This is a genomic window from Segatella copri, assembly GCF_026015465.1.
Taxonomy (GTDB): Bacteria; Bacteroidota; Bacteroidia; order Bacteroidales; family Bacteroidaceae; genus Prevotella; species Prevotella copri_E.
Genome location: NZ_JAPDUQ010000001.1, coordinates 785885 through 809072, shown reverse-complemented (window position 1 = coordinate 809072; position 23188 = coordinate 785885). Strand labels below are relative to the sequence as shown.

The following is a 23188-nucleotide window of genomic DNA, read 5'->3' as shown; positions in this document are numbered from 1 at the left end:
GGTGTAATTATGGAAACAAAGAATTTAAATACAAAATATTGTGTAGGTTTGGGCGAAATCCTCTTTGATGTTCTCCCTAGTGGTTCTCAACTCGGCGGTGCTCCTGCCAACTTCGCTTACCACGCAGGTCAGCATGGTTTGCATTCTGTAGCAGTCAGTGCTGTGGGCAAGGATGCCCTGGGCGATACAGCTCTCCGCCTGCTCGATGAGAAGAAGTTGAAGTATGTAATGCCTGAGGTAGATTATCCTACCGGTACTGTTCAGGTGCAGCTTGATAAGGAGGGCGTTCCTACTTACGATATCAAGCAGGGTGTGGCTTGGGATAATATCCCATTCACCGATGATATCAAGGAAATTGCTGCCAATGCTGGAGCCGTATGCTGGGGCTCTCTGGCTCAGCGCAGTGAGGTTAGCCGCAAGACCATCTATCAGTTCCTCGACCATACTCCAGAGGATTGTCTGAAGATTTTCGACATCAATCTCCGTCAGAACTTCTATACTCCAGAGGTGATTACCGAGAGCTTGAAGCGCTGCAATGTGTTGAAGATTAACGATGAGGAGTTGATTACCATCGGACGTCTCTTCGGTTATCCAGGTTTGGATATCGAGAACAAGTGCTGGCTGATTCTCGGCAAGTATAATCTCGATATGCTCGTGCTGACCTGCGGTGTAAACGGCAGCTATGTCTTTGCTCCGGGTGTGAAGTCATTCCAGGAGACTCCAAAGGTTGAGGTGGCTGATACTGTCGGTGCAGGCGACAGCTTTACCGGTACATTCTGTGCCAGCATCCTGAAGGGCAAGAGCATTCAGGAGGCTCACGAACTTGCCGTTAAGGTGAGTGCCTACGTTTGTACCCAGAATGGAGCGATGCCTCAGATTCCTGAGGAATACACCCGTTAACTCCGCTTCCCCTATTGGTTATATAGCAATATAAGATGATAGGTTTAAAGAATAGTTGATATATAGTTAATGTTAGTTAGTAAGCTGCATCCTGTTTGCGAAGAATGGGTGCAGCTTTTTTCTTTTTCAGAAATACAATCTCTCAATTACAATAAAAGAACCCCCTAAAATGGTAAAATGATGCCCCAAAATGGCAGAAATGAATAAAAAGATAACGTTTTCATTAAAAATATTATAAAAGAGTTGCAGATTAATAGATTATTTTGTACTTTTGCATCTAAAATATTAGTAGAACATTAAAAATATAGATGTTATGAAAGACTTAGATTGGTCTAATTTGTCATTTGGTTATCGCCAGACTGACTACAATGTTCGCTGTTACTATCGCGACGGCAAATGGGGCGAAATAGAAGTTTGCTCTGATGAGTATTTGAAATTGCACATGGCTGCAACCTGTCTGCACTATGGTCAGGAGGCATTCGAGGGCTTGAAGGCTTATCGTTGCCCAGACGGTAAGGTGCGCGTGTTCCGTATGGACGAGAACGCTGCCCGCTTGCAGAGCACATGTCGTGGTATCATGATGCCAGAGGTGCCTACAGAAATGTTCGAGGAAATGGTGAAGAAGGTGGTCCGCCTGAACCAGGAGTGGATTCCTACCTACGAGAGTGGTGCTACGCTCTATATCCGTCCGCTGCTCATCGGTACAAGTGCTCAGGTGGGTGTTCATCCTTCTAAGGAGTATTGCTTCCTTATCTTCGTAACTCCAGTGGGTCCATACTTCAAGGGTGGATTCTCTACCAACCCATACGTCATCATCCGTGATTTCGACCGCTCTGCTCCTCTCGGAACAGGTATCTATAAGGTGGGCGGTAACTACGCTGCTTCTCTCAGAGCCAACCATATCGCTCACGAGAAGGGTTATGCATGCGAGTTCTATCTCGACGCCAAGGAGAAGAAATACATGGATGAGTGTGGTGCTGCCAACTTCTTCGGAATCAAGAATAATACATACGTTACTCCTAAGAGTACATCTATCCTCCCTTCTATCACCAACAAGAGTCTGATGCAGTTGGCTGAGGATCTCGGTTTGAAGGTGGAGCGCCGTCAGATTCCTGAGGATGAGCTGGATACTTTCGAGGAGGCTGGTGCTTGCGGTACTGCTGCCGTTATCAGTCCTATCAGCTACATTGATGACTTGGATACAGGCAAGCGCTACAACTTCGGTGAGAAGCCAGGTCCTATCTCTAAGCACCTGTATGATACGCTCCGCGGAATCCAGTATGGTACTGTAGAGGACAAGCACGGTTGGACAACCGTAGTTATTGAGTAATCAATGACTTCTTTATTGCGTAAAAACCAATATTAGAAATATAATTATGATCAGGGCACTTTGAGGAGTTCACGCTCCTTGGAGTGCTTTTTTTATGTCTTTTTTCTTGGAAGTTTCATAAAAATATCGTAACTTTGCCCGCAGAAATATAACTTCTTAAATAAAGAGGATATGAGTCCTAAATTTAAAGAAATAAATGGCTTTGTGTTCAAGATCTATTCCAATGAGGAAAAGAGAATGCATATTCATGTCGTTAAGGCCGAAAATGAAGCTAAGTATTGGCTTGAACCCAATATTGAACTAGCAGAAAATTTCGGATTCAATACAAAAGAATTAAGTTTTATAGAAAAAATACTTAAAGATTATGGAGACGATTTTAAAATCAAATTCGCAAGACACACAGGTAAGCGTCTTGATGATAAATGATAAAGGCATTATGCTTTCTGTGAAAGGAAACGATTATTTCATATCTTATAATCGGATTCCTTGGATGAAGAATGCATGTATTTCTGATGCTCTTGATGTGCAGATGAGTGGAAGGAATGCCATAGAGTGGCCTAAACTGGATGTAGATTTAGAAATAGAGAGTTTAAAGCATCCTGAGCGTTATCCTCTTATTATGAAGAGAAATGAAATGGAAGTTTTATAGAGTCTCAAATAAAAATACAGAAGCCTCTCAGCATCGTTTTGCTGGGAGGCTTTCTGCCTTTTTATGCCTGGAGGTTAACAGAGTTAACAGTTAACAGCTGTTTTTTCGATACTCCCCCTCGCGCGTACCTTATTATAATATAATATATATATACTTATTTTTATATGTGTGTGGGGGGAACCATGCATTTTTGGGGTGTTAACTGTTAACCTGTTAACCCCTCGCTCTTTTTTCCCCGTCTCTGTGCTTTGCGGGGCATAAGTCATAGAGTTGAGGGGGAAGAAGCTATGAGTTAGGATTCTTAACACATTTCAGCATCATAAAAGCCTCATGAAAAGCTACGTAAAAACCTCATGACAGCCCTCATTTAAGCCTCTGCCCCGGCATTATTTAAGCCTCAGCCTGGTCTTCATTTAAGCCTGAAAAACTGAAGAAAAGCCTCTTATTTTGCTACTGGGAACACGTAATATTCTCTGTCTACATCGTAATCCAGAACCCACTGGTCAATCATCACATTGTCATCTAAAGCCTTGATGGTTACGTTGTGACTGCCGCCAGGCAGCGTAACGTAGAAACTCTTCAACGTCTGGCCGCGCCACAGGTCAAACTTCCAGTCCTTTGAGTTGTAAACCTCCTTCAACTGGCAGATTACCGGTTCGCCATGGTCTATGCTCACACTCACCCTCATGTTCTTTACAGCGTTGAGGAAGCAAGGAATTGCGGCGATGGTAAAACGCGCATCACCGCTCTTGTCGCAGTAGAAATCATAGCTCAGACTGGCTCCCTTCGGCAATTTCACAGCCTTGCTGCTGTGACCTAACAGCGGACGGACGGTAATCTTCTCGGCTCCTCTAACGGCAGCCTGGGCAAGCGGCGATTCAGTAGCCTTGCTCCATTCGTAGGCATTCTTGGCAATGATGTCGCCGGTAACTACAGAGAGTGGCTTGAGATCGTTGCTGCGGTCGAAGGCATCAGCTTTCAGCCGCTTGATATCGGCAGCAGGCAGTGTGCCCGGAATCTGCGGAGCCTGCATCTCTGTACCGTTGTTAAGGATGAAATCCTTCCATTTGCCGTTTCTGATGCGACTGTAGTAGGCATTGAGCTGCTTCAGTTTGTTGTAAGCATCGATGCTCACAGCCGCTGCAGCCTTCGCCTCATCGTCTTTATTAAACAGTCCCGGACGGGCGATGTGTCTTGCTTCCTGTGCCTCCAGCTCCTTTTCGGCTACTAAGGCAGCCAGGAATATCGGATATTTCACAACCTCGAAGAAACCGTCTTTCTGGTTCTGAGGCAGCATGCGTTCGATGGATTCAGTCTTCGCCTTCAACAGGTCGTAGCGGTAGAGAAAACGCTCCAGTTCGTTGCCGAATTCGCCTGAATGAAACTCAGTATCGCCGTAAGGCATCGCCATATAAGCGGAATGGCGGATGCTGGTAAGGCGGTAATATTCTTCCATCAGAGGCATGATTTTCTTGCCCGTAATGGCGCCAAAGAATGCGTTGAGCGTGTTCTGGATATACGTCTTGCAACCTGCTTTCAGGGCGTTTTTATTCCACGCCAGGTTCATCATCATGGCTAGCTGGAAGGTTGACTGCTTCGGATTGGTAATGTTGGCTATCCAGGCACAGTCTTCGTTGTAGTGAGCCTCAGAGCGGTGCGATTTGCCGTGCTGGGCATTCTTGCTCTCCAGATAATCCTTGCTGTTGAGCATTTCGAGCAGCAGGCCCGGCGAGAGATTGCTCATCTCCATCTGTGCATCCGAGCATACCAGCTTCACATTCTCGATGGTTTTGCGGTGTTTCTTTTTGTGCTTCTTGCCCACGAACTCCGTCACCTTGTAGTTTACCGCCACGCAGATATCGAAACTGTCTACCACAGCCTTGTTGTAAGCAGCCTCGTGCCTGCCGTCTACCTGCCACAGCGTATTGGCTCTCAGGCGCAGCATCAATCGGGCGATGCGGCTGTAGTTCTGCGGTTTCATCCACTGGCTGTTGTTCAGGGCAAGTCCTCTGAATTCTATTCTCGGAACCTCAATCCACTGCTGGTCTACGGGTGTATAGAGGCTCTTGCGCTGCGCCGGCTGCAGGTCGTTCCATGCCGCCAGAGGCGAAACGCCAGCCAGCTCAGAGAGTTTCATGATGGCGTAAGCCGTTCCGCGGGCGTTGCTTCCGATAACGATGAGTTTCCCTTTCCTCGTACCGATGTAGAAAGCATCCTTTGCGGTGATAATAAGATGCAGCGGCGCACCGAGTTTTTCTACTGCCGAAAACTCCTTGTTGGTGAGCTGGTCGAGCTGGTAAATCTGTATCGGAGCACCTGATTTTTCTTTCGCATCGAATCCGGTTACGGCTTTCATATCGCCCGCAAACTCCTTGAGGGCAATTTTTACTACCGGCGAAATGATAGAGTTGGTGGTATAAGATACTCTGCCGTAGCCGTCGGTCCAATAAACGTTGGGTGCTGCGGCCTGAGTTTCCGTCTTCTTCACTTTGGTTTCGGTCAGCGCGTTGGCATTCAGGCTAGAGAAGCAGGCCAGAGCCAAGGCAACGCCTAATATAATCTTTTTATATTTCATTTTTCTTATGTTTTTGTCTGTTCGGTTGTAGATTCGCTTTTGCTGAAACTACACATTTCTGCATTTTGCAAAGATACATAAAAGTGTTTAATATCTGAAATTATTTAGTTTTTATTTGCTTATTACATTATTTATTGTTACTTTTGCACCAAATAAATAAAAAGAAATGATGACATTATATCCAAAATTGATTGAAGAGGCGCTTGCTACGGTGATTTATCCAGGCACCAAGAAGAACCTCATAGAGAGCGAGATGCTGGCAGATACGCCTAGCATCAATGGTATGAAGGTGAAGGTGGTTCTTCTCTTCCCTCGTGATACGGATCCTTTCCTCAAGAGTACGGTAAAGGCGGCTGAGGCTGCCATCCATTATCATATTTCGAAAGATGTGGAGGTGGAAATCGTTACTGAGTTCAAGTCGGCTCCTCGTCCTGAGGTGGGCAAGATGCTGCCACAGGTGAAGAACGTCATTGCTGTAAGCTCTGGTAAGGGTGGAGTAGGCAAGAGCACCGTTTCTGCCAATCTCGCTATCGCCTTGGCTAAGTTGGGCTACAAGGTGGGTTTGCTCGATACTGATATCTTCGGTCCTTCCATGCCTAAGATGTTCGGTGTGGAGGAGGAGCGTCCTTATTCTGTTCACAAGGACGGCAGAGACCTCATCGAACCTGTCGAGAAATATGGCGTGAAGCTCCTGAGTATCGGTTTCTTCGTAAGTCCTACTACGGCTACTCTGTGGCGCGGCGGAATGGCTTGTTCTGCCCTGAAGCAGCTGATTGCTGATGCTGACTGGGGTGAGTTGGATTACTTTATCCTCGATACGCCTCCTGGCACAAGCGATATTCATCTTACGCTGCTCCAGACACTCGCCATTACGGGTGCAGTTATCGTAAGTACTCCTCAGCAGGTGGCGCTTGCCGATGCGAGAAAGGGTATTGACATGTATCAGAATGATAAGGTGAATGTGCCTATCCTCGGACTAATCGAGAATATGGCTTACTTTACGCCTGCCGAGCTGCCTGAGAACAAGTATTATATCTTTGGTAAGGAGGGTTGCAAGAACCTCGCCAAGGAAATGAATGTGCCTCTGCTCGCCCAGATTCCTATCGTTCAGAGCATCTGCGAGGGTGGTGATGATGGTGCGCCTGCTGCTACCAAGGTTGATTCCATTACCGGTCAGGCATTCCTCAGCCTTGCCCAAAGCGTAGTAACGGTGGTGAACCGCAGAAATGCTGAGAAGGCTCCAACCAAGATTGTTAGTACACACAAGTAGTAAATATCCTATTTGATAAGGGTATAAAAAAAAAGCTAGGATTGCCCTCAAGCAGTCCTAGCTTTTTTTATCAGAGGAGTTAACAGGTTAACAGTTAACAGCTGTTTTTTGCATGGTCACCCCCGAAATTATGCATTGTACATTATCCATTCTCCACGATTTCTTCCGCCTCATCCTCTTCTTCTGCTACTTCGGCAGTAAGGTCTGCCTTGAGTCTTGCCGATCTCAGTTGCTGCCTGAAAACCAGGCAGGTAGCCAGAAAATAGACACCCGTTTGTATCCAGAGTGCTCTGAATTCCGGCAGAATATCTGAAAGCGAAGCACCCATACTGCTGATTCTGAGGAACCCGCGGATGCCGAAAGTGGATGGGAAAACCCACGAAAATCCTTGCCAAAAGCCCGGAATATTGCTCAATGGCCATGAAACTCCCGTCATAAAAAGCAACGGAACGGAGGTAAATACCACCAGAAGCATCACATTTTCACGATATCTTACCAGACACGACAGCATCAGACCGAAGAAAACGCACGAAAGAATGTAAGGAAGGAGGAAACCGAGAATGGTGGTCCACGTTACCATACTTACAAAACTGAACAGCTTGGGAACTACCAGCGTAAGATACATTCCCATCACGGCATAAACCATGAAATAAACCAATGCCTTGCCGAAAACAATGCGGAAAATACCGCCATAATGCTCGCTTACCGGTATGAGTTCGCGGTTTCTGTTGAGTTCTCTTGATGTTCCCGCTGCCATTCCTATGCCCAGAAGCATCGTCTGCTGCAGGATAAGAACCAGCACAGCCGGCAGAATGGCATTTCCGTAACCTCCTGTCGTGTTGAATATCGGAACCTCATCAAAGGCGAGCGGCTCGGTGGTAATCTCATCGTCTCTATCTGTAAATCCTCCAGCCTGTGTTATCTGGATGCTCGAGTTGATGTGGCTGGCTACGGCCTGCGAGGTCTGATAAATCGCTTTATAGGTCAGCATCAGACTCATATCGCAGTAAACTCCCACATGCGCCTGTTCGCCCCGGTTCAGCTTTGTATCGAAGTCGGCAGGGAAGTAAAGGATTCCGTGAACTGCCTGCCTGCGCACCAGTTCCTTCGCCTCGTCCAGACTGTTGCAGTAATAGGTAGCCTTGGCGTCTGGTGAAGCATCATAATCGCGGATAAACTCGCGTGAACTGTGACTGTGGCTCAGGTCCACAATCGCCGTATCCACTTCTCTCACCACCTCGTTGTTGTAGATCCAAGAGTAGAGCAGCGGATAACCCAGCGGCACCAGAATGCAGAAAATGAGCACACCCTCATCGCGGAAAACATTGCGCATTTCCGTCTTCCAGATGTAGCACATGTCCCAGATGCCATTGATAATCTTATATAATAAACTACTTTTCTTCATTACGGTAAGTATTTATATACCAGCATTGCCTTCTTGATGTTCCAGACAGTGAGCATCGGCAGGGCGCAGAACAGCACCATTGCGCCCCAGTGGAGCACAGCATCGCTCATAGGGAAACCATTGAAGATGTTCATCTGGTAAATCATGTAATAGTGGCGCATCGGGAAAAGCTGGCCGATAGACTGGATCGGAGAATCCATCGAGAAGAGCGGATAGGTGGCTCCGCAGATGGAGAAACTCACCACGCCCCACAACGAACAGATACTCATCGACATGCGCAATGAAGGCATCAGTCCGAAGGCAAAGATGCCGAAACACTGGCAGGAGAGTACGCTCAGAATGCCTAACAGGATGATAGGAAGCGCGCCGCCCGGATGTGGAAACTGCAATACATAATAGATGTAGAATTCGAATAGCAGGAAGATACTCAGGAAGATGAGTGTCTGTGGCAGCATCTTACCCGCAATGGCGAGATAAGGATTGTTGCCTGCCATCCGCATCCAGTCTCTTGCTCGGTTGAACTTCAGTTCCGTACCTATAGAATAAGGTGTAATCAGGAAGATGAACAGCATGATGAGTCCCGGCACCATTACGCTCGAAAGATAATAGTTGTAGTTGGCGTATGGGTTGCCTATCATGTGCAGATCTACGGCGATAGGCTGTAGGAAGGTCATGATTTCATCGTTCGTCTTTCCCAGCGCCGAAAGTTTCGCCATTCCTGCCGCCGCACCTCCCAGGGTAGAGATGGTTTTCAGATCGCGGAAGAGCAGGGAGCCGGCTGCCAGCGATACGCTGCTGTAATAGAATGAAATCTTAGGCTGCTTCTGGGCCATCAGGCCTGCCTCTGTTCCGTCAGGAATCAGCAGGAAGGCGTAGATTTCGTTCTTTTGGATAGCATGTCTTGCCTCTGCCATGTTCTCGTAATGAGCCACTACCTTGGTGGTCTGGAAGGCATCGAGCTTATGTACCAGCTGGCGCGATGTGGCGGAGTTGTCCTGATCTACTATGCCCACAGGCATGTCGGTAGGCACTCCTCCCTTCATCAGCGTGGTGAAGAAAATTACCACCACGATGGGGAAGATGACCATGCAGAAGAGATAAATGGGGTTCTTCCACATGATGCCGCATTCTCTGAGGGCTATATGATATAATTTCTTAAACATAGAACTTTAAAGATTGAACTTTGAACATCATGAAAAATAAAGTTTTTTGTTTGAAAACAAATGAATTCTTCACTCTTCACTCTTCGTTCTTCACTTAATTACCAAAGACATTCCCGGGCGCAATCCCTCAATCTTTGTGATAGGACGGGCCTTCACCTCGAATGTCTTGCGGTCGTAGTCGCCATTATCCTTGGTTGCCTTCCAGGTAGCGTAAGAGCCCTGGTCTTTCAGGTAGTAAACCTTCATCTTGATGTCCTTGTTGAAGGCAGGAACGTAAGCGGTGAACTCATCGCCCTTGTTCAGACCCTTGAGATGGTCTTCGCGAACATTGAAGGTTCCCCACATATCGCTCATGATAGAGATGCTCATGATAGGAGAGCCGAGGCCTACCAGCTCGCCTACCTTAGGATAGACATTGCTAACCTCGCCCTCGCACTGGGCAATCTGAACGGTCTCTTTCAGAAGATTCTTCACTACATCCACAGCGCTCTTCGAAGCCTGGGTGTTGTTGGCAGCCATGCGCTTTTCCTGTTCGCGGGCGCCATTCTTCGCCATATCGTACTGACTTCTGGCAGCAGCCACCTGAGCCTCTGTAGCCTTGTAGGCTGCGTAAGCCTCATCGCGTTTCTGGCCGCTGATTACACCCTCGTTGAAGAGGTTCTGCATGCGGTCGTAGGTCTTCTTGGCGATGGTTGCGGCAGCTTCAGCCTGCTGAACCAACTGGTAAGCGCCCTGGATCTGCTCCTTGCGTGCACCTGCATCCGTCAGGTCCTTCATCGCCTCGGCTGCAGCGTTGGTAGCCTGGAGCATCTGTTCCTGCGATTTCATTTCCGGCACTTCGAGGATGGCGAGCGTATCGCCCACATGAACGTAATCGCCTTCCTGAACGCGGAGTTCTACTACGCGTCCCGGCAGTTTGCAGGACACTCTGTATTCTGATACTTCTACCTCGCCCTGAATGGTGTTATCCTTCTGTTCCAGGGTGAAGAAACCGATGACGCCTACGAGAATGACTACTGCTGTAAAACCGATTACAGCGAGCAATATGTTGTTATGCTGTGATTTCTTAGACATTTGCTTAATCTGAATTTAAATTTGTTATTATTATTACTGCAGGATACCGAGCGCCTTGTTCAGCCCAACCTGAGTCAGCTTCACGTCGATTTCTGCATCAATCTTCTGGCTCTGTGCTTTCTGCCAGGCAGTCTGTGCAGCCATCACGTCGGTAACCTCCATCACGCCTTCCTTGAAACCGAGGTTGGCGCATCTCAGGTTCTCATCTGCACTGGCGATGTTCTTCATTGCCATGTTGAGCTTCTTCTGGGCTTCCTTTACCTTAAACTGGCTTTGAGTAATCTGCAGATGAATCTTCTCTCTCGTATCATCCAGGTTCATCTGGGCGATATTGCTGGCAGCCTTGGCGGCTCTCACCTTGTAGGCGCCGTCGAACCAGTTCCATACCGGAACATGAACCATCACGCCTACGTTCCAGACTCCGGTAAACTTCTTCTGGAAACCATTGAATACGTTCGGGTTCGAAATCATGTAGCCGCCTGTCAGCATGACGTGAGGCAGATTGATGGCGCGAACCATTTTGGTAGCTTCTTTAGAGATGTCGAGCGCATTCTGCAGCATGCGGAGTTCCGGCCGGGTGTTCAGCGCCGAATCCTGTGCTGCCACTTTCTGCTGCTCGGTGTCAACAGGAGTTCCTGATAAAGCCAGGGTTTCCTTATCTTCATCGGCAAGTGTGATTTCCTGGTTCATCGGAATGCCGCAGAGCTGGCAGAGCAGCATCTTCGACAGCGCGAGTCCGTCTTCTGCCTGAGTAATCTGCATCTCAGCCTCGTTCACTTTCACGTCTACCTTCAGTCCGTCTGCCTTGGTGGCTACTCCCTGCTGAATCATCTTATGAACATCCTCGTTCAGTTTCTTTACGAGGTCGCGGTAACTGATGGCGAGTTTCTGCTTCTGCTTCAGCGAAACGGCGAGCCAGTAAGCCTGGTCAATGCTGTAGAGCGTGCTCTGGGTCTGCTGGTCGAGATCATTCTCTGCAATCTGCTCTCCGATGTCGGCAATCTTGTTGGCTGCAATGATGGCTCCACCCATATAGATAGGTTGGCGAACCATCACGCTTCCAGCCCAGATATTGCGGGTGTCGGTGCGGAAAGCATCTACCAGTTTCTCTCCCAGCGCATTGCCTTGCTGCTGCAGGGGTCCCAGTTTCTCATTCAGCAGTCCGCCTATCTGCTGCGCTATCTCCGGGGTAATCATTCCCTGACTTACAAGTTGGCTCATCAGATTGCTGGCTCCTCCCGATATTCCTCCGGTAACGGTAGAGCCGATATTGCTGAATGCTGATTTCTGACCGTCGTTCAGCAGCGAAATCTCCCTGCTGAACCATTCGTAACCGCCTAAAGCATCTACTTTAGGAAGATATTTGGTACGTGCCGATTTCTTCATGTTGTACGCCACGTCTTTCTTGAGCTTCGAGGCATTGAGCTGCTTGTTGTTGCGCAGCGCCATGGCACGACAACTGTCAAGGCTCAGCGTTTGTGCCTGAGCCCCAGCAGGAATCAATGCTCCCATCAGCATGATAAGAGTTATATATTTTTTCATCCTTTGTTTATAATATTATATAATATTGGATGCAAAATTATGGAATTATTCTTAAATGACAAAGAAATTTTGTTTATCAAATCTTTAAGAATCAAAAAATATATTGCATTGTGGAAAAATAGAACATATCTTCTGGTTTTCCGTAATCCCTTAATCGTCTGTTTCTTAGAAATTCACCCATTCTGTCTCGCCCCAGGTAGGGTCTACGGTAATGCCTATTCCACCACCCGTACTGTCGTCTCCGCCACCGAATCCGTCAGCAATGGAAATCTCGGTATAGGTTGTTTGGTTCTGATGGATTTTCAAATCGGCTTTTTCAAAACTCTTTACCACCTTTGCATCGGCATCCAGAAAGCTGATACTCATCTTGATGTTCTTCTCTTCTTCATGTGGGAAGGTGTAGACGGTAAAGTCTCTGCCGCCATCTTTCATACTGAAAATCTCGGTCTGACGGCTGTTCACGCAGCCGAATCCGGTGGTTGCATCCAGGGTGCTGCTGCCGCCGGTATAATAGAACTTGATGCTTCTGATTTCTTCGGGAATAGTTTCGTCGTTAATATGTAACTTGAAGGCGCCAACTGCTCGCCTCAGGTTGATGTCGGAGGTGGCTCCGTCTGCCGTTACGCTCAACCTGCCGTAATAATAGAAGGTGTCGGTAAGCTTGTTGCTCGCAAACTTTACTTTCTCGGGTGCGCTGACAGAGCAGTTTCCCTTTCCGTTGTGGGCAATCACCACCAGTCGGTATTCTCCTTCGTCCAGACTTACATAGGCTGTTCCGAAACCGTTGTCGGTAGATTGCTGGTTGATTGACTCCAGTTTGTCTTCTCCGTCAAAGATGGCAAGTGTCAGTCTGGAGCACACATCGCCCAGCGCCATCTGCTTGTCGGCAGCTTTAGTTGTTAGCAGACTTGTGCCTTCTATTTTCTGCACATGGATAGTTACATTGGCGTTTGCCTCACGTGATTTTCCGGTTGTTTCGTCAATCGAAAACTTCTCGCATGAAGTAAGCGTCGCTACGAGCATCAGCAACAGGGATGCCAGTAACCGATAGGGCTTCTTACTCATAACCGTTCTTATTTACTAGTTGCTCTATGCGTTATCTCGGAGTTTCCTCGGGCATAAAGATGTGGCAAATATACGTTTTTTCTCCTTTCGATGCAAGTAAAATCTAATAAATCTTTATATTTTTTGTCATTTATCTGTTTTTTCGTAATTTTGCATCGGTTTTTCTGTACTTACAGAGCCGATTTTGCATTATATATATAATTAGGTATAGAAGATATTGGTATGGATAAGAAGATAAAAGCATTGTTTTTTGATATTGACGGCACCCTGGTGAGTTTCAAGACCCACAAGATTCCGCAGAGCACGGTAGATGCTTTGGAGCAGGCTAAGAAGAATGGGGTAGAGGTGTATATTTCTACCGGTCGTCCGCAACTCATCATCAACAACCTCGGTCAGATAGAACATCTTATCGACGGTTACATCACCACCAATGGAGCCCGCTGTTTTGTAGGCGATAAGGTGGTGAGCCAGCACGCCATCCTTCCTGAAGATGTAAAGAGGATTATCGAGGCTGCCGACCGTGATGGTTATCCGGCAATCGTCGTAGGAGAGCATCATCTCGCTATCCATCATTATACTGACGAGGTTTATGAAATCTTTGCCAAGGGACTGGGAGTGGATTGTGAAATCTTCCTGACCGATGTGAATGAACTGGGAGATGAGCAGGTTCTGCAGGTTACTCCTTTCTGTTCGGTAGAGCAGGAGGCGCTCCTGATGCCTACGCTCCGCAACTGCACCTCGGGCAGATGGCATCCTGCCTTTACGGATATTACGGCAGCCGATGCGGATAAGGGAAAGGGCTTGCATGCAATGGCTGATTATCTGGGTTTGAACATAGAAGAAACCATGGCTTTCGGCGATGGCGGCAATGATATTTCCATCGTCCGGGAGGCAGGCACCGGTGTTGCAATGGGCAATGCGGGAGATAATCTCAAGCAGGTAGCCGATTACATTACGACTCATGTGGATGAAGATGGTGTTAAGAATGCGCTCCTCCATTTTGGTGTGATTTAAGTTCCCGGCGTTATTGACTTTTTTTTCATAACTCCCTATATATAATAAGGTGTAATCCTGATGAAGCCTTTTTGATAGGCGAGTTTCATTTTAATAAAATAAAAAGGCAAACATGTTATTTATTGTGATAAATGGCGTGTTTGCCTTTCTGTTTTTAAAACTTCTCTTTTATGCCTAGTTTCTTCTCGTTATTTACTTTTTGTGGGGATAAACATCAAAAACGCTTACGAAAAGTAATAAAATATGCGAAAAATATACATAAAGTACCATAAAGTTGTTATTTTATATCAAATTGTTTGCTAAAAATTTGTTTAATTTACAAAAAGTATGTATCTTTGCACCCGATATTTGTAAGTTGTTTAATTTTTAAGAGAGAGAATTATGGTAAAAAGATTGACCATGCTCATGGGGGGCTCGTTCTTTCAACAGGAATGGCTCTCGCTCAAACTACTGTTACAGGTAAGGTTGTTTCTCAGGAAGACGGTGAGCCGGTGATTGGCGCATCTGTAAGAATTGTAGGAACTAAAACTGGAACAGCGACTGATGTCGATGGTAATTTTACGCTTCCTAATGCCAGCAAGGATGCTGTCTTGGAAATCAGTTACCTCGGCATGCAGACTAAAACAATGAAAGCATCTGCTAAGATGAAGATCATTTTGGCTTCTGATGCAAGAAATCTTGACGAGGTAGTTGTTACTGCCTTGGGTATGAAACGTTCAGAGAAAACTTTGGGTTATGCTGCCAGTACAGCCAACGCTTCAGAGTTGACTGTTGCTAAGTCTGGTTCCCTGATGAGTGGTCTTCAGGGTAAGATGGCTGGTGTGCAGATTTCTGGTGGTGGTGTTACAGGTACTTCTCAGAAAGTCGTAATTCGTGGTATTTCTTCTGTTTCTAGCAACAACCCATTGTATATTGTTGATGGTGTGCCTATCAACAATGACCGTTTGGGTGATAATTCTGTTGACTTTGGTAGTGGCGCAGGCGACATCAACCCAGAGGATATTGAATCGGTAACTGTATTGAAGGGTGCTTCTGCTACCGCTCTTTATGGCTCCCGTGCAGCCAATGGTGTTATCATGATTACTACAAAGAAGCCACAGGGTAACAAGAAGGCTTCTATCACTTACGATGGTTCTTTGACATTTACTGATGTGCTCCGTGTGCCAATGACTCAGAATCTCTTTGGTCAAGGTTGGGGTTCCTGGTCTAATGAGGAGAACGGTTCTTGGGGACCTCGCCTCGATGGTCGTGAGCATTGGTATGGTTCTACCGGTCTTTCTAACGGCGAGACTTTAACCAAGCCTTTTTCTTATGCTAAGAACAATATCCGTGACTTCTATCAGGTGGGTAAGGAGTGGAACAACAACGTATCTCTCCGCTATGGTGATGAGAAAGTAGGTATTGTTGCATCTTACGGTAATGTAAGTTCTAATGGTATTACTCCTAACAATGGTGATACTTACTATCGTAATACCTTCTCACTCCGTGGTTACGCCAATATCGACAGATTCCATCTGGACATGTCCCTGAACTATGTTCGCAAGGATATGCGCCGTTCTCGTGATATGTATATGGAGTTGCTTCAGGGTGCTTCTGATGTTCGTTTCACCGATATGAAGGATTACAACCTTGAGCGTAACAATGTAGATAACTACTATACATTGTATGCTACCAACCCATATTATATGGTAGATAACTTCTATTCTACTTATCAGGACGACCGTATTTATGGTAAGCTGGAGTTGTCATACGATATTACCAAGGATATCAAGGTAATTGGCCGTTTCGGTGGTGATTATACCAATTATAAGACCGAGCGCATCGAACCACGTATTCTTTATACCGAGGGTTCTTATCAGGCAAATGGTAATGGTACAACTATAGGTAACCAGGGTTACTATTCTAAGTATCGTTCTCAGCGTGGACAGATTGATGCAAGCCTCTTATTGACCGGTAATCATACTTTCGGTGATTTTTCGGTAGGTGCAACCTTGGGTTGGAACTTGAACCAGAGAAACTATGATACTGTAGGTGGTTATAATGAGCAGTTGGAAATTCCTGGATGGAATTCCTTGGATAATACCATTTCCAATTCTCTTACTGATGCAACCTCATGGAAAAGAAGATTGATTGGACTTTTGGGACAGGTAGAGCTTGGTTATAAGGATTGGGCCTTCCTGAACCTTTCTGCCCGTAACGACTGGTCTTCTACACTTCCTGTTGGTAATAACAGTTTCTTCTATGGCGGTGCCAATGTATCTGTACTTCTGAACCAGGCTATTCCTGCATTGAAGAATACCAAGCAGATCGACTTGTTGAAGGTTCGTGCAGCTATAGGTCAGACTGGTAATGATGCTTATGTATATATGACTAATTCATATTACCGTCCATTCCAGTCTTATTATACATATTTGCCAATTTCTGGTGTGTTAGGTCTGACAGAGTATAACCGCTTGCCAAATACAAACTTGAAACCAGAGATTACAACTGAGTATGAACTTGGTTTGAGCGGTACATTCTTCGGTAACCGTTTGAGTTTCGATGTGGCTTACTATGATCGTACAACCAAGAATCAGATTATCTCTGCTACTTTGGCGCCTGAGACAGGTTATACTACGAACACCCGTAATGTGGGTAAGCTTCAGAACAAGGGTATTGAGGCGATGGTTAATTTTACTCCTATCCGTACCAAGGATTGGGAATGGAGCGTAGGGGCTACATACTCAAAGAACTGGAGTAAGGTGAAGGAACTTTGGGATGGTCTTGATGAATATACCATTCCTGTAGGTACTACAAGTACTGGTTTGTATTCTTCTATGCGTGGTGTATCTTACGTATTGAAGGTTGGTGAGCCTATCGGTATCTTCAAGTTGCCTGCAACAGAGAAGGTGACAGATAAGAATAGTCAGTATTATGGCTATAAGGTGGTAGACAACAATGGTTTCTTAAAGTCAAGTTCTACGGAATATGATTATCTCGGTTCTTCTCAGCCTGATTTCGTAATGGGCTTCACCACACACTTAAAGTGGAAAAACTTGACCCTTGCAGCTACTGGCGACTGGCATAAGGGTGGATTAATGTATTCTGAGACATCTTATATCACTCACTTCAATGGTAACTCTACAGAGACAGTATTCAATGAGCGTGATGCGTTTATCTATCCTCATTCTGTAAAGGTTGTTGGTGGACAGTATGTTGAGAATAATATCCCTGTTAGTTCAGAGAAGATGAATTATGCTCAGGGTAACTATAGTTACAACCCGGAGGTGCGTCGTGATTTCGTTGTAAGCCGTTCTTACTTCAAACTCCGTGAGTTGGCTTTGACATACGATTTCCCTAAGACAATCACAAGCGCATTGAAGATGCAGAAGTTGTCTTTGAGTCTCGTTGGCCACAACTTGTTGCTCATTACTCCTAAGCATCAGAATTATATCGATCCTGAGTCTTCTAACTTTGGTAATGATATCAGCTCTGAGTTTGGTGAGACAATGGGTTCTGTTTCAACTCGCAACTATGGTATTAACTTGAAGGTTGTATTTTAATTAAAGGAGATTTCTTATATGAAAAGATATAAATTTTTAAGCGCAGCATTGCTGGGAGCCCTCTTGACAATGGGTACTGTTACTTCTTGTAGCGATTCCGGTTATTTGGATATCAACTACAATCCTGATTACCCAACAACAGCTACTTATAAGCAGCTGTTCCCTTCTGCAGAGGCTTCAACAGTTGCAGTTTTAGGACTTTACGGACAATTAACTGGAAATTTCTGGTGTCAGTATGCCACACAGGGTAATAGTACAAACCAGTATAATACATTGGCTAACTATGCGGTAACGACAAGCAGCTCTTATCCTCCAGTTAAGGCTTTGTGGGATAATACTTATGCCAATGCTTTGAAGGATTTGAAATTGTCTGTAGCTTCAGCAGAAGGTGCAAAGGTATGGAATTATTGGATGGTTTCCAAAATATTGATGGCCTATAACTATTTGGTGTTGACCGATTCTTATGGAGACATTCCGTTTAGCGAGTCTTTGGATATTGATAACAATCCAAATCCAATATTTGAGGATAGTAAGACTGTTGTGTATCCTGGTATTATTAACATGCTTGATGAGGCTATTGCTAAATATAATGATGCATTAGAGTCAGAGAAGTCTTATCCTATAGGTGGTACTTTAGACTGTTTCTTGGGTGGAAGTATGGCTAAATGGGTCAGCTTTGCCAAGAGCTTGAAACTGAAAATGTATCTGAAGGATTTCGATGCTCATAAAGAGGATATTAAAAACTTGTTGGCTGAGGGCGATTTGCTGGAAGAGGATTGCGCTTGGACTGCATGGGTTGATGCTACTAATAAGTCTAACCCATTGTATGAATTTAATATCCGTCAGTTGAATACCACAGAGAATATGCGTGCTTGTCATACTTTTGTTGAGTATCTTCTCGCAAAGAAAGATCCACGCATAGTTTATCTTTATAATCAGACTGCTGCATCTAAAAAAGCGCATCCAGACTATAATACACCAGAGTTGTTGATAGCACATATGGATGAGTGCTATGAGGGGCTTCCTTGTGGTACAAAGCCTAGTACTCAGTCTGTAATTACTATCTCTCAGTCTTCACGTGTTAAGCAGGCTTATGATGATCCTGTATACTTGATGAATGAGGCTGAATGTGAATTGATGATTGCTGAGGCTTATGCTCGTTTAGGTAATACAGATAAAGCAGAGGAGTATTATAATAAAGGTGTTCTTGCTGGTTTTAGCCGTTGGGGACTTGATGGCTCAAGTTTTGTAAATGGTGTATATGCATTTGATAAAACAGATATGCTCAAGAGTATAGCACGTCAATATTGGCTCACTTATGCTGGCGCTAATTCTTATGATGGCTGGATTACTCGTAATCGTTTAGGATATCCTGAAGTTCAGGGTGCTGTTACTGTACGAGTTAGTAACAAGCCAATGGAGCGTACTTTGTCTGATGGTTATCAACTAGGTAACTTGGTAGATCCAGGTGCTTCAAACTTGGCGACAGGTGCTTATCCTATGCGCTTAATTTATCCTACTTCGACTTCTTTGTATAATACCGCTGCTATGAAGTATATCAAGGAGAATGGTAACGATATCACCAAGAAGTTGTGGTGGGAAAAGTAAATTCTAGTTTTTATAAAATAGACTGAAATATGAAAAAAATATTCTTTTTATTAGCTCTTGTTGTTATGATGTTCTCGGCTTGTTCCGAAGGTACGGATTTCGACATTGATTATACACCGATAGCTCCAATAGGAGGTCAGTATGCTTTGAATATTGAGAAAGGTTACGATCCTAGTAAGACTGATGCGGAATATTGGGACTCTAACCCTTCCGATGTTGAAGAGATATGCAACGTTTCCGATGGAGTTTTTGGTTTCTTGAGTAATACAACAGATTACGATAAGGATAAAGCTTGGATTCGCATTGGTAATTACAGTACAGCTACTGAATGGGCAATAAATGCCAAGGTGTCTATCAATATGAGTGATTATATTTTTAGTGGTACAGATGTGGATAATTTTATTGGAAACTCTGCGACTTCTAAAGGTAAGATTACTGTGTCTGGTAAGTGTGGACATAATACTTACAAGACTGCGACTGGTACTATTACCGATGAAATTACTATTGTTTATTCTCGTGCAGATCAGCCTGGTTATCATTATAGGGCTAAAGGCTTTAAGTATACAGGTTGGGATGAGGATTTAGAATAAATATGTAGAATAAAGATATAAGGCAAAGTGATTTGCCTCGTTGTTGACCAAGTCAACACTTATATCTCTCTCGTCTTGGGGACTGGCGGTGGTCAGTCCCCTTTTTGAATTTATAAGAGAGATTTCTTGGTTAATGAGGGTGTGTCATAAGTCTGGATAATAGTTGGTGTATAACAGTTGGCTACCGCATGCACAACAGGTGTTGTGCATGCGCATATCAGCTGTTATGCAAGCGCACAACAGCTGTTGTGCGACCGAAGATACTGACTGTCTCAACAACATATCCTATCTCTTCCAACAACTTATTCTATCTCTTCCAACAACATATCCTATCTCTTCCAGCAACATAACCCATATTTACCAACGACAAGAAGAGGGTGAATCATAAACTTATGACACATCCTCTTTAGTTGTAGATGAAGTAGCTGCCTCCATCACTCTGACAATATTTCTTCAGAAGCTCGATAACGTATTCGGCATTCTCGCGAACGTGCTGTTCGTCTCCGTCATATCCGTTGATGAGAACCACCAGATGGGTGGTGTCAATACTCATCTTGGTTCGCTCGTTGTCGCTGGTCGGGGTTCCTACACCACCTGTCTTGTCTCTGTAAACAGGCAGACCTTCAATATTAATCATGCCTCTGCCGATGCCTTCGTATGGTTCGCCGGCTTTGCCTACGCCCAGGGTCAGGGTGTCGCCTTCAAACTTGTCTGCATCAAATCCGCCGATGCTGTAGCCGTAGGCGATACTTGCCAGGTTCACCAGATCCACCAGCGTATCTCTCTGGTAGAGTTCCTTGCCCTGCAGCATTCTGCGGATAAGGGCTTCTGATGCAGGACGGTAGCGAGATGGATCCTTGCCGCAGGCACGGTACACCTTTCGGGTGGCGGCAATTCCACTCATCTCTTTCAGCGATTCCGTGGTCAGCGTATGTCTGTATTTCTCACCGAGGGCATTGATTTCATCCCAAAGTTCCTGACAATAAGGGGTGTTTACCACATTGGCTTCCACGCATGCTCCCACAAAGGTGGGACATACCGATTCGATTTCTTCTGATACAATAATTTTCATAATGCAATTTCCGTTTTCTGTTAAACCTTACTGATTGGTAGGGCAAAAGTACGAAGAAATATTGGAATAGCCAAAAGTTCAGTCTATTTATATATATAATAAGGTGTAAAAATAGCTTAAATGTTTATAACTGTTAAATGTTTGGCTAAAATGAAACTTTTTTGCGAAAAGATTTGGTGGAATGAAAAATAGTTAGTACTTTTGCATTCGCTTTTGAGAAATCAAGCATTACTCAAAGCGATAAAGAAAGAGTTCTTTGAAAGATTTTACATAAACAGACAAGTAGTACAAGAAGCGGTTAACTTCTTAGAAATAAGAAAGTTGACTGGGTAAAAGAAACGAACCGTCAAGAAATTGACAAGTCAGGTTTACTAAGCTTCAATAAACGAAAAAGGATATTCGTCCTAAGTACAGACAACAAACACCGACTTTCTTCTTCGGAAGAAATGAAGTAAAAATGATATTTTACAATGGAGAGTTTGATCCTGGCTCAGGATGAACGCTAGCTACAGGCTTAACACATGCAAGTCGAGGGGAAACGATATTGGAAGCTTGCTTCCGATAGGCGTCGACCGGCGCACGGGTGAGTAACGCGTATCCAACCTGCCCACCACTTGGGGATAACCTTGCGAAAGTAAGACTAATACCCAATGACGTCTCTAGAAGACATCTGAAAGAGATTAAAGATTTATCGGTGATGGATGGGGATGCGTCTGATTAGCTTGTTGGCGGGGTAACGGCCCACCAAGGCGACGATCAGTAGGGGTTCTGAGAGGAAGGTCCCCCACATTGGAACTGAGACACGGTCCAAACTCCTACGGGAGGCAGCAGTGAGGAATATTGGTCAATGGACGAGAGTCTGAACCAGCCAAGTAGCGTGCAGGAAGACGGCCCTATGGGTTGTAAACTGCTTTTATAAGGGAATAAAGTGAGTCTCGTGAGACTTTTTGCATGTACCTTATGAATAAGGACCGGCTAATTCCGTGCCAGCAGCCGCGGTAATACGGAAGGTCCGGGCGTTATCCGGATTTATTGGGTTTAAAGGGAGCGTAGGCCGGAGATTAAGCGTGTTGTGAAATGTAGACGCTCAACGTCTGCACTGCAGCGCGAACTGGTTTCCTTGAGTACGCACAAAGTGGGCGGAATTCGTGGTGTAGCGGTGAAATGCTTAGATATCACGAAGAACTCCGATTGCGAAGGCAGCTCACTGGAGCGCAACTGACGCTGAAGCTCGAAAGTGCGGGTATCGAACAGGATTAGATACCCTGGTAGTCCGCACGGTAAACGATGGATGCCCGCTGTTGGTCTGAACAGGTCAGCGGCCAAGCGAAAGCATTAAGCATCCCACCTGGGGAGTACGCCGGCAACGGTGAAACTCAAAGGAATTGACGGGGGCCCGCACAAGCGGAGGAACATGTGGTTTAATTCGATGATACGCGAGGAACCTTACCCGGGCTTGAATTGCAGAGGAAGGATTTGGAGACAATGACGCCCTTCGGGGCCTCTGTGAAGGTGCTGCATGGTTGTCGTCAGCTCGTGCCGTGAGGTGTCGGCTTAAGTGCCATAACGAGCGCAACCCCTCTCCTTAGTTGCCATCAGGTTAAGCTGGGCACTCTGGGGACACTGCCACCGTAAGGTGTGAGGAAGGTGGGGATGACGTCAAATCAGCACGGCCCTTACGTCCGGGGCTACACACGTGTTACAATGGCAGGTACAGAGAGACGGTCCCTTGCAAAACGGATCAAATCCTTAAAGCCTGTCTCAGTTCGGACTGGGGTCTGCAACCCGACCCCACGAAGCTGGATTCGCTAGTAATCGCGCATCAGCCATGGCGCGGTGAATACGTTCCCGGGCCTTGTACACACCGCCCGTCAAGCCATGAAAGCCGGGGGCGCCTAAAGTCCGTGACCGTAAGGAGCGGCCTAGGGCGAAACTGGTAATTGGGGCTAAGTCGTAACAAGGTAGCCGTACCGGAAGGTGCGGCTGGAACACCTCCTTTCTGGAGAGACGAATATATTTAGTGATTAGTGATTAATTATTATTGATTATCCCTTCACTTATATTTATTGAGATAGTGACTGATTAAAGTTCGCTTCTCTTCTTGTACGCACCATCTGTTTAATTAAATAGGAGACTGGGATTCCTTATACATTATATATATAGGGATGGCTCAAGCAAAATGGTTCAACTCCACAATCTCCACTCTAAGGTTGAGTAAGACAAGTGAATTCTTCACTCTTCGTTCTTCACTCTTCACTTAAAAAGATCTTTGACATATTGACACAAGCAAAACTGTAAGTAATGAACTTTAGTTCAGACTAAAGTAAATCAAATCGCAAGATGAGATTTCACTTTGTTAGAATACAGCTGAAAGTATGAGCTACTTATT

Annotated in this window: 16 protein-coding genes and 1 rRNA gene; 10 read left to right on the top strand and 7 right to left on the bottom strand. The window is 45.4% G+C overall.

The window, feature by feature from the left end; genetic code table 11:
- Positions 1-9: 9 nt before the first annotated feature.
- From ONT08_RS03495 to ONT08_RS03480, 4 genes are all read left to right on the top strand, one after another.
- Positions 10-900, top strand: coding sequence for a carbohydrate kinase family protein (locus tag ONT08_RS03495; RefSeq protein ID WP_118200642.1), 891 nt, complete (start codon positions 10-12; stop codon positions 898-900).
- A gap of 313 nt (positions 901-1213) precedes the next feature.
- The gene (locus tag ONT08_RS03490) at positions 1214-2230 is read left to right on the top strand and encodes a branched-chain amino acid aminotransferase (RefSeq protein WP_264959251.1); all 1017 of its coding nucleotides are present in this window, start codon (positions 1214-1216) and stop codon (positions 2228-2230) included.
- A 171-nt stretch (positions 2231-2401) separates the two neighbouring features.
- Positions 2402-2656 (top strand): DUF4160 domain-containing protein, encoded by a 255-nt coding sequence (locus ONT08_RS03485; protein WP_117586454.1) that lies wholly within the window; start codon positions 2402-2404, stop codon positions 2654-2656.
- Positions 2595-2879 (top strand): DUF2442 domain-containing protein, encoded by a 285-nt coding sequence (locus ONT08_RS03480; RefSeq protein ID WP_228121585.1) that lies wholly within the window; start codon positions 2595-2597, stop codon positions 2877-2879. The genes ONT08_RS03485 and ONT08_RS03480 overlap by 62 nt, the downstream gene beginning before the upstream one ends.
- Before the next feature lie 442 nt (positions 2880-3321).
- On the opposite strand, the gene ONT08_RS03475 is transcribed toward ONT08_RS03480, so the two are convergent.
- Entirely contained in the window at positions 3322-5454 is a 2133-nt protein-coding gene (locus tag ONT08_RS03475; protein WP_118085909.1) for a glycosyl hydrolase 115 family protein, read from the bottom strand.
- A 169-nt stretch (positions 5455-5623) separates the two neighbouring features.
- On the opposite strand from ONT08_RS03475, the gene ONT08_RS03470 reads away from it, so the two are divergent.
- Positions 5624-6724: an Mrp/NBP35 family ATP-binding protein gene (locus tag ONT08_RS03470; RefSeq protein ID WP_117586474.1), complete on the top strand. Its 1101-nt coding sequence runs from the start codon at positions 5624-5626 to the stop codon at positions 6722-6724.
- A gap of 142 nt (positions 6725-6866) precedes the next feature.
- Here ONT08_RS03470 and ONT08_RS03465 read toward each other — a convergent pair whose 3' ends face one another.
- The 5 genes from ONT08_RS03465 to ONT08_RS03445 all read right to left on the bottom strand — a co-directional run bounded on the left by ONT08_RS03465 (position 6867) and on the right by ONT08_RS03445 (position 12973).
- The gene (locus tag ONT08_RS03465; protein WP_118139914.1) at positions 6867-8129 is read right to left on the bottom strand and encodes an ABC transporter permease; all 1263 of its coding nucleotides are present in this window, start codon (positions 8127-8129) and stop codon (positions 6867-6869) included.
- A complete protein-coding gene (locus tag ONT08_RS03460) occupies positions 8129-9292 on the bottom strand; it encodes an ABC transporter permease (protein WP_118085908.1) in 1164 nt (387 codons plus the stop codon). The genes ONT08_RS03465 and ONT08_RS03460 overlap by 1 nt, the downstream gene beginning before the upstream one ends.
- A 90-nt stretch (positions 9293-9382) precedes the next feature.
- The gene (locus ONT08_RS03455; protein WP_264959250.1) at positions 9383-10366 is read right to left on the bottom strand and encodes an HlyD family secretion protein; all 984 of its coding nucleotides are present in this window, start codon (positions 10364-10366) and stop codon (positions 9383-9385) included.
- A gap of 33 nt (positions 10367-10399) precedes the next feature.
- Positions 10400-11908 carry a TolC family protein gene (locus tag ONT08_RS03450; protein ID WP_264959249.1) on the bottom strand — a complete coding sequence of 503 codons (1509 nt, stop codon included), beginning with the start codon at positions 11906-11908 and terminating at the stop codon, positions 10400-10402.
- A gap of 165 nt (positions 11909-12073) precedes the next feature.
- A complete protein-coding gene (locus ONT08_RS03445) occupies positions 12074-12973 on the bottom strand; it encodes a FimB/Mfa2 family fimbrial subunit (protein ID WP_264959248.1) in 900 nt (299 codons plus the stop codon).
- 222 nt (positions 12974-13195) lie between these two features.
- Between ONT08_RS03445 and ONT08_RS03440 the strand changes: the two genes are divergently transcribed.
- The 4 genes from ONT08_RS03440 to ONT08_RS03425 all read left to right on the top strand — a co-directional run bounded on the left by ONT08_RS03440 (position 13196) and on the right by ONT08_RS03425 (position 19727).
- Positions 13196-13987, top strand: coding sequence for a Cof-type HAD-IIB family hydrolase (locus ONT08_RS03440; RefSeq protein ID WP_264959247.1), 792 nt, complete (start codon positions 13196-13198; stop codon positions 13985-13987).
- A 431-nt stretch (positions 13988-14418) separates the two neighbouring features.
- Positions 14419-17529: a SusC/RagA family TonB-linked outer membrane protein gene (locus ONT08_RS03435; RefSeq protein ID WP_264959246.1), complete on the top strand. Its 3111-nt coding sequence runs from the start codon at positions 14419-14421 to the stop codon at positions 17527-17529.
- Between the two features lie 18 nt (positions 17530-17547).
- A complete protein-coding gene (locus ONT08_RS03430) occupies positions 17548-19137 on the top strand; it encodes a SusD/RagB family nutrient-binding outer membrane lipoprotein (RefSeq protein ID WP_118201475.1) in 1590 nt (529 codons plus the stop codon).
- 29 nt (positions 19138-19166) lie between these two features.
- Positions 19167-19727, top strand: a complete 561-nt coding sequence (locus tag ONT08_RS03425; protein WP_118201474.1) for a lipid-binding protein — start codon at positions 19167-19169, stop codon at positions 19725-19727.
- A gap of 406 nt (positions 19728-20133) precedes the next feature.
- Here ONT08_RS03425 and ONT08_RS03420 read toward each other — a convergent pair whose 3' ends face one another.
- On the bottom strand, positions 20134-20799 hold the full coding sequence (locus tag ONT08_RS03420; RefSeq protein ID WP_117586444.1) for a B3/B4 domain-containing protein: 666 nt from the start codon (positions 20797-20799) through the stop codon (positions 20134-20136).
- A gap of 467 nt (positions 20800-21266) precedes the next feature.
- Between ONT08_RS03420 and ONT08_RS03415 the strand changes: the two genes are divergently transcribed.
- A 16S ribosomal RNA gene (locus ONT08_RS03415) occupies positions 21267-22798 on the top strand.
- The last annotated feature ends 390 nt before the right edge of the window (positions 22799-23188 follow it).

Coding starts and splice junctions, on each gene's coding strand:
- ONT08_RS03460 (WP_118085908.1), bottom strand. CDS start 9,292: ATGTTTAAGAAATTATATCATATAGCCCTCAGAGAATGCGGCATCATG.
- ONT08_RS03435 (WP_264959246.1), top strand. CDS start 14,419: ATGGCTCTCGCTCAAACTACTGTTACAGGTAAGGTTGTTTCTCAGGAA.
- ONT08_RS03425 (WP_118201474.1), top strand. CDS start 19,167: ATGAAAAAAATATTCTTTTTATTAGCTCTTGTTGTTATGATGTTCTCG.
- ONT08_RS03430 (WP_118201475.1), top strand. CDS start 17,548: ATGAAAAGATATAAATTTTTAAGCGCAGCATTGCTGGGAGCCCTCTTG.
- ONT08_RS03440 (WP_264959247.1), top strand. CDS start 13,196: ATGGATAAGAAGATAAAAGCATTGTTTTTTGATATTGACGGCACCCTG.
- ONT08_RS03490 (WP_264959251.1), top strand. CDS start 1,214: ATGAAAGACTTAGATTGGTCTAATTTGTCATTTGGTTATCGCCAGACT.
- ONT08_RS03465 (WP_118139914.1), bottom strand. CDS start 8,129: ATGAAGAAAAGTAGTTTATTATATAAGATTATCAATGGCATCTGGGAC.
- ONT08_RS03470 (WP_117586474.1), top strand. CDS start 5,624: ATGACATTATATCCAAAATTGATTGAAGAGGCGCTTGCTACGGTGATT.
- ONT08_RS03450 (WP_264959249.1), bottom strand. CDS start 11,908: ATGAAAAAATATATAACTCTTATCATGCTGATGGGAGCATTGATTCCT.
- ONT08_RS03485 (WP_117586454.1), top strand. CDS start 2,402: ATGAGTCCTAAATTTAAAGAAATAAATGGCTTTGTGTTCAAGATCTAT.
- ONT08_RS03455 (WP_264959250.1), bottom strand. CDS start 10,366: ATGTCTAAGAAATCACAGCATAACAACATATTGCTCGCTGTAATCGGT.
- ONT08_RS03475 (WP_118085909.1), bottom strand. CDS start 5,454: ATGAAATATAAAAAGATTATATTAGGCGTTGCCTTGGCTCTGGCCTGC.
- ONT08_RS03420 (WP_117586444.1), bottom strand. CDS start 20,799: ATGAAAATTATTGTATCAGAAGAAATCGAATCGGTATGTCCCACCTTT.
- ONT08_RS03480 (WP_228121585.1), top strand. CDS start 2,595: ATGGAGACGATTTTAAAATCAAATTCGCAAGACACACAGGTAAGCGTC.
- ONT08_RS03495 (WP_118200642.1), top strand. CDS start 10: ATGGAAACAAAGAATTTAAATACAAAATATTGTGTAGGTTTGGGCGAA.
- ONT08_RS03445 (WP_264959248.1), bottom strand. CDS start 12,973: ATGAGTAAGAAGCCCTATCGGTTACTGGCATCCCTGTTGCTGATGCTC.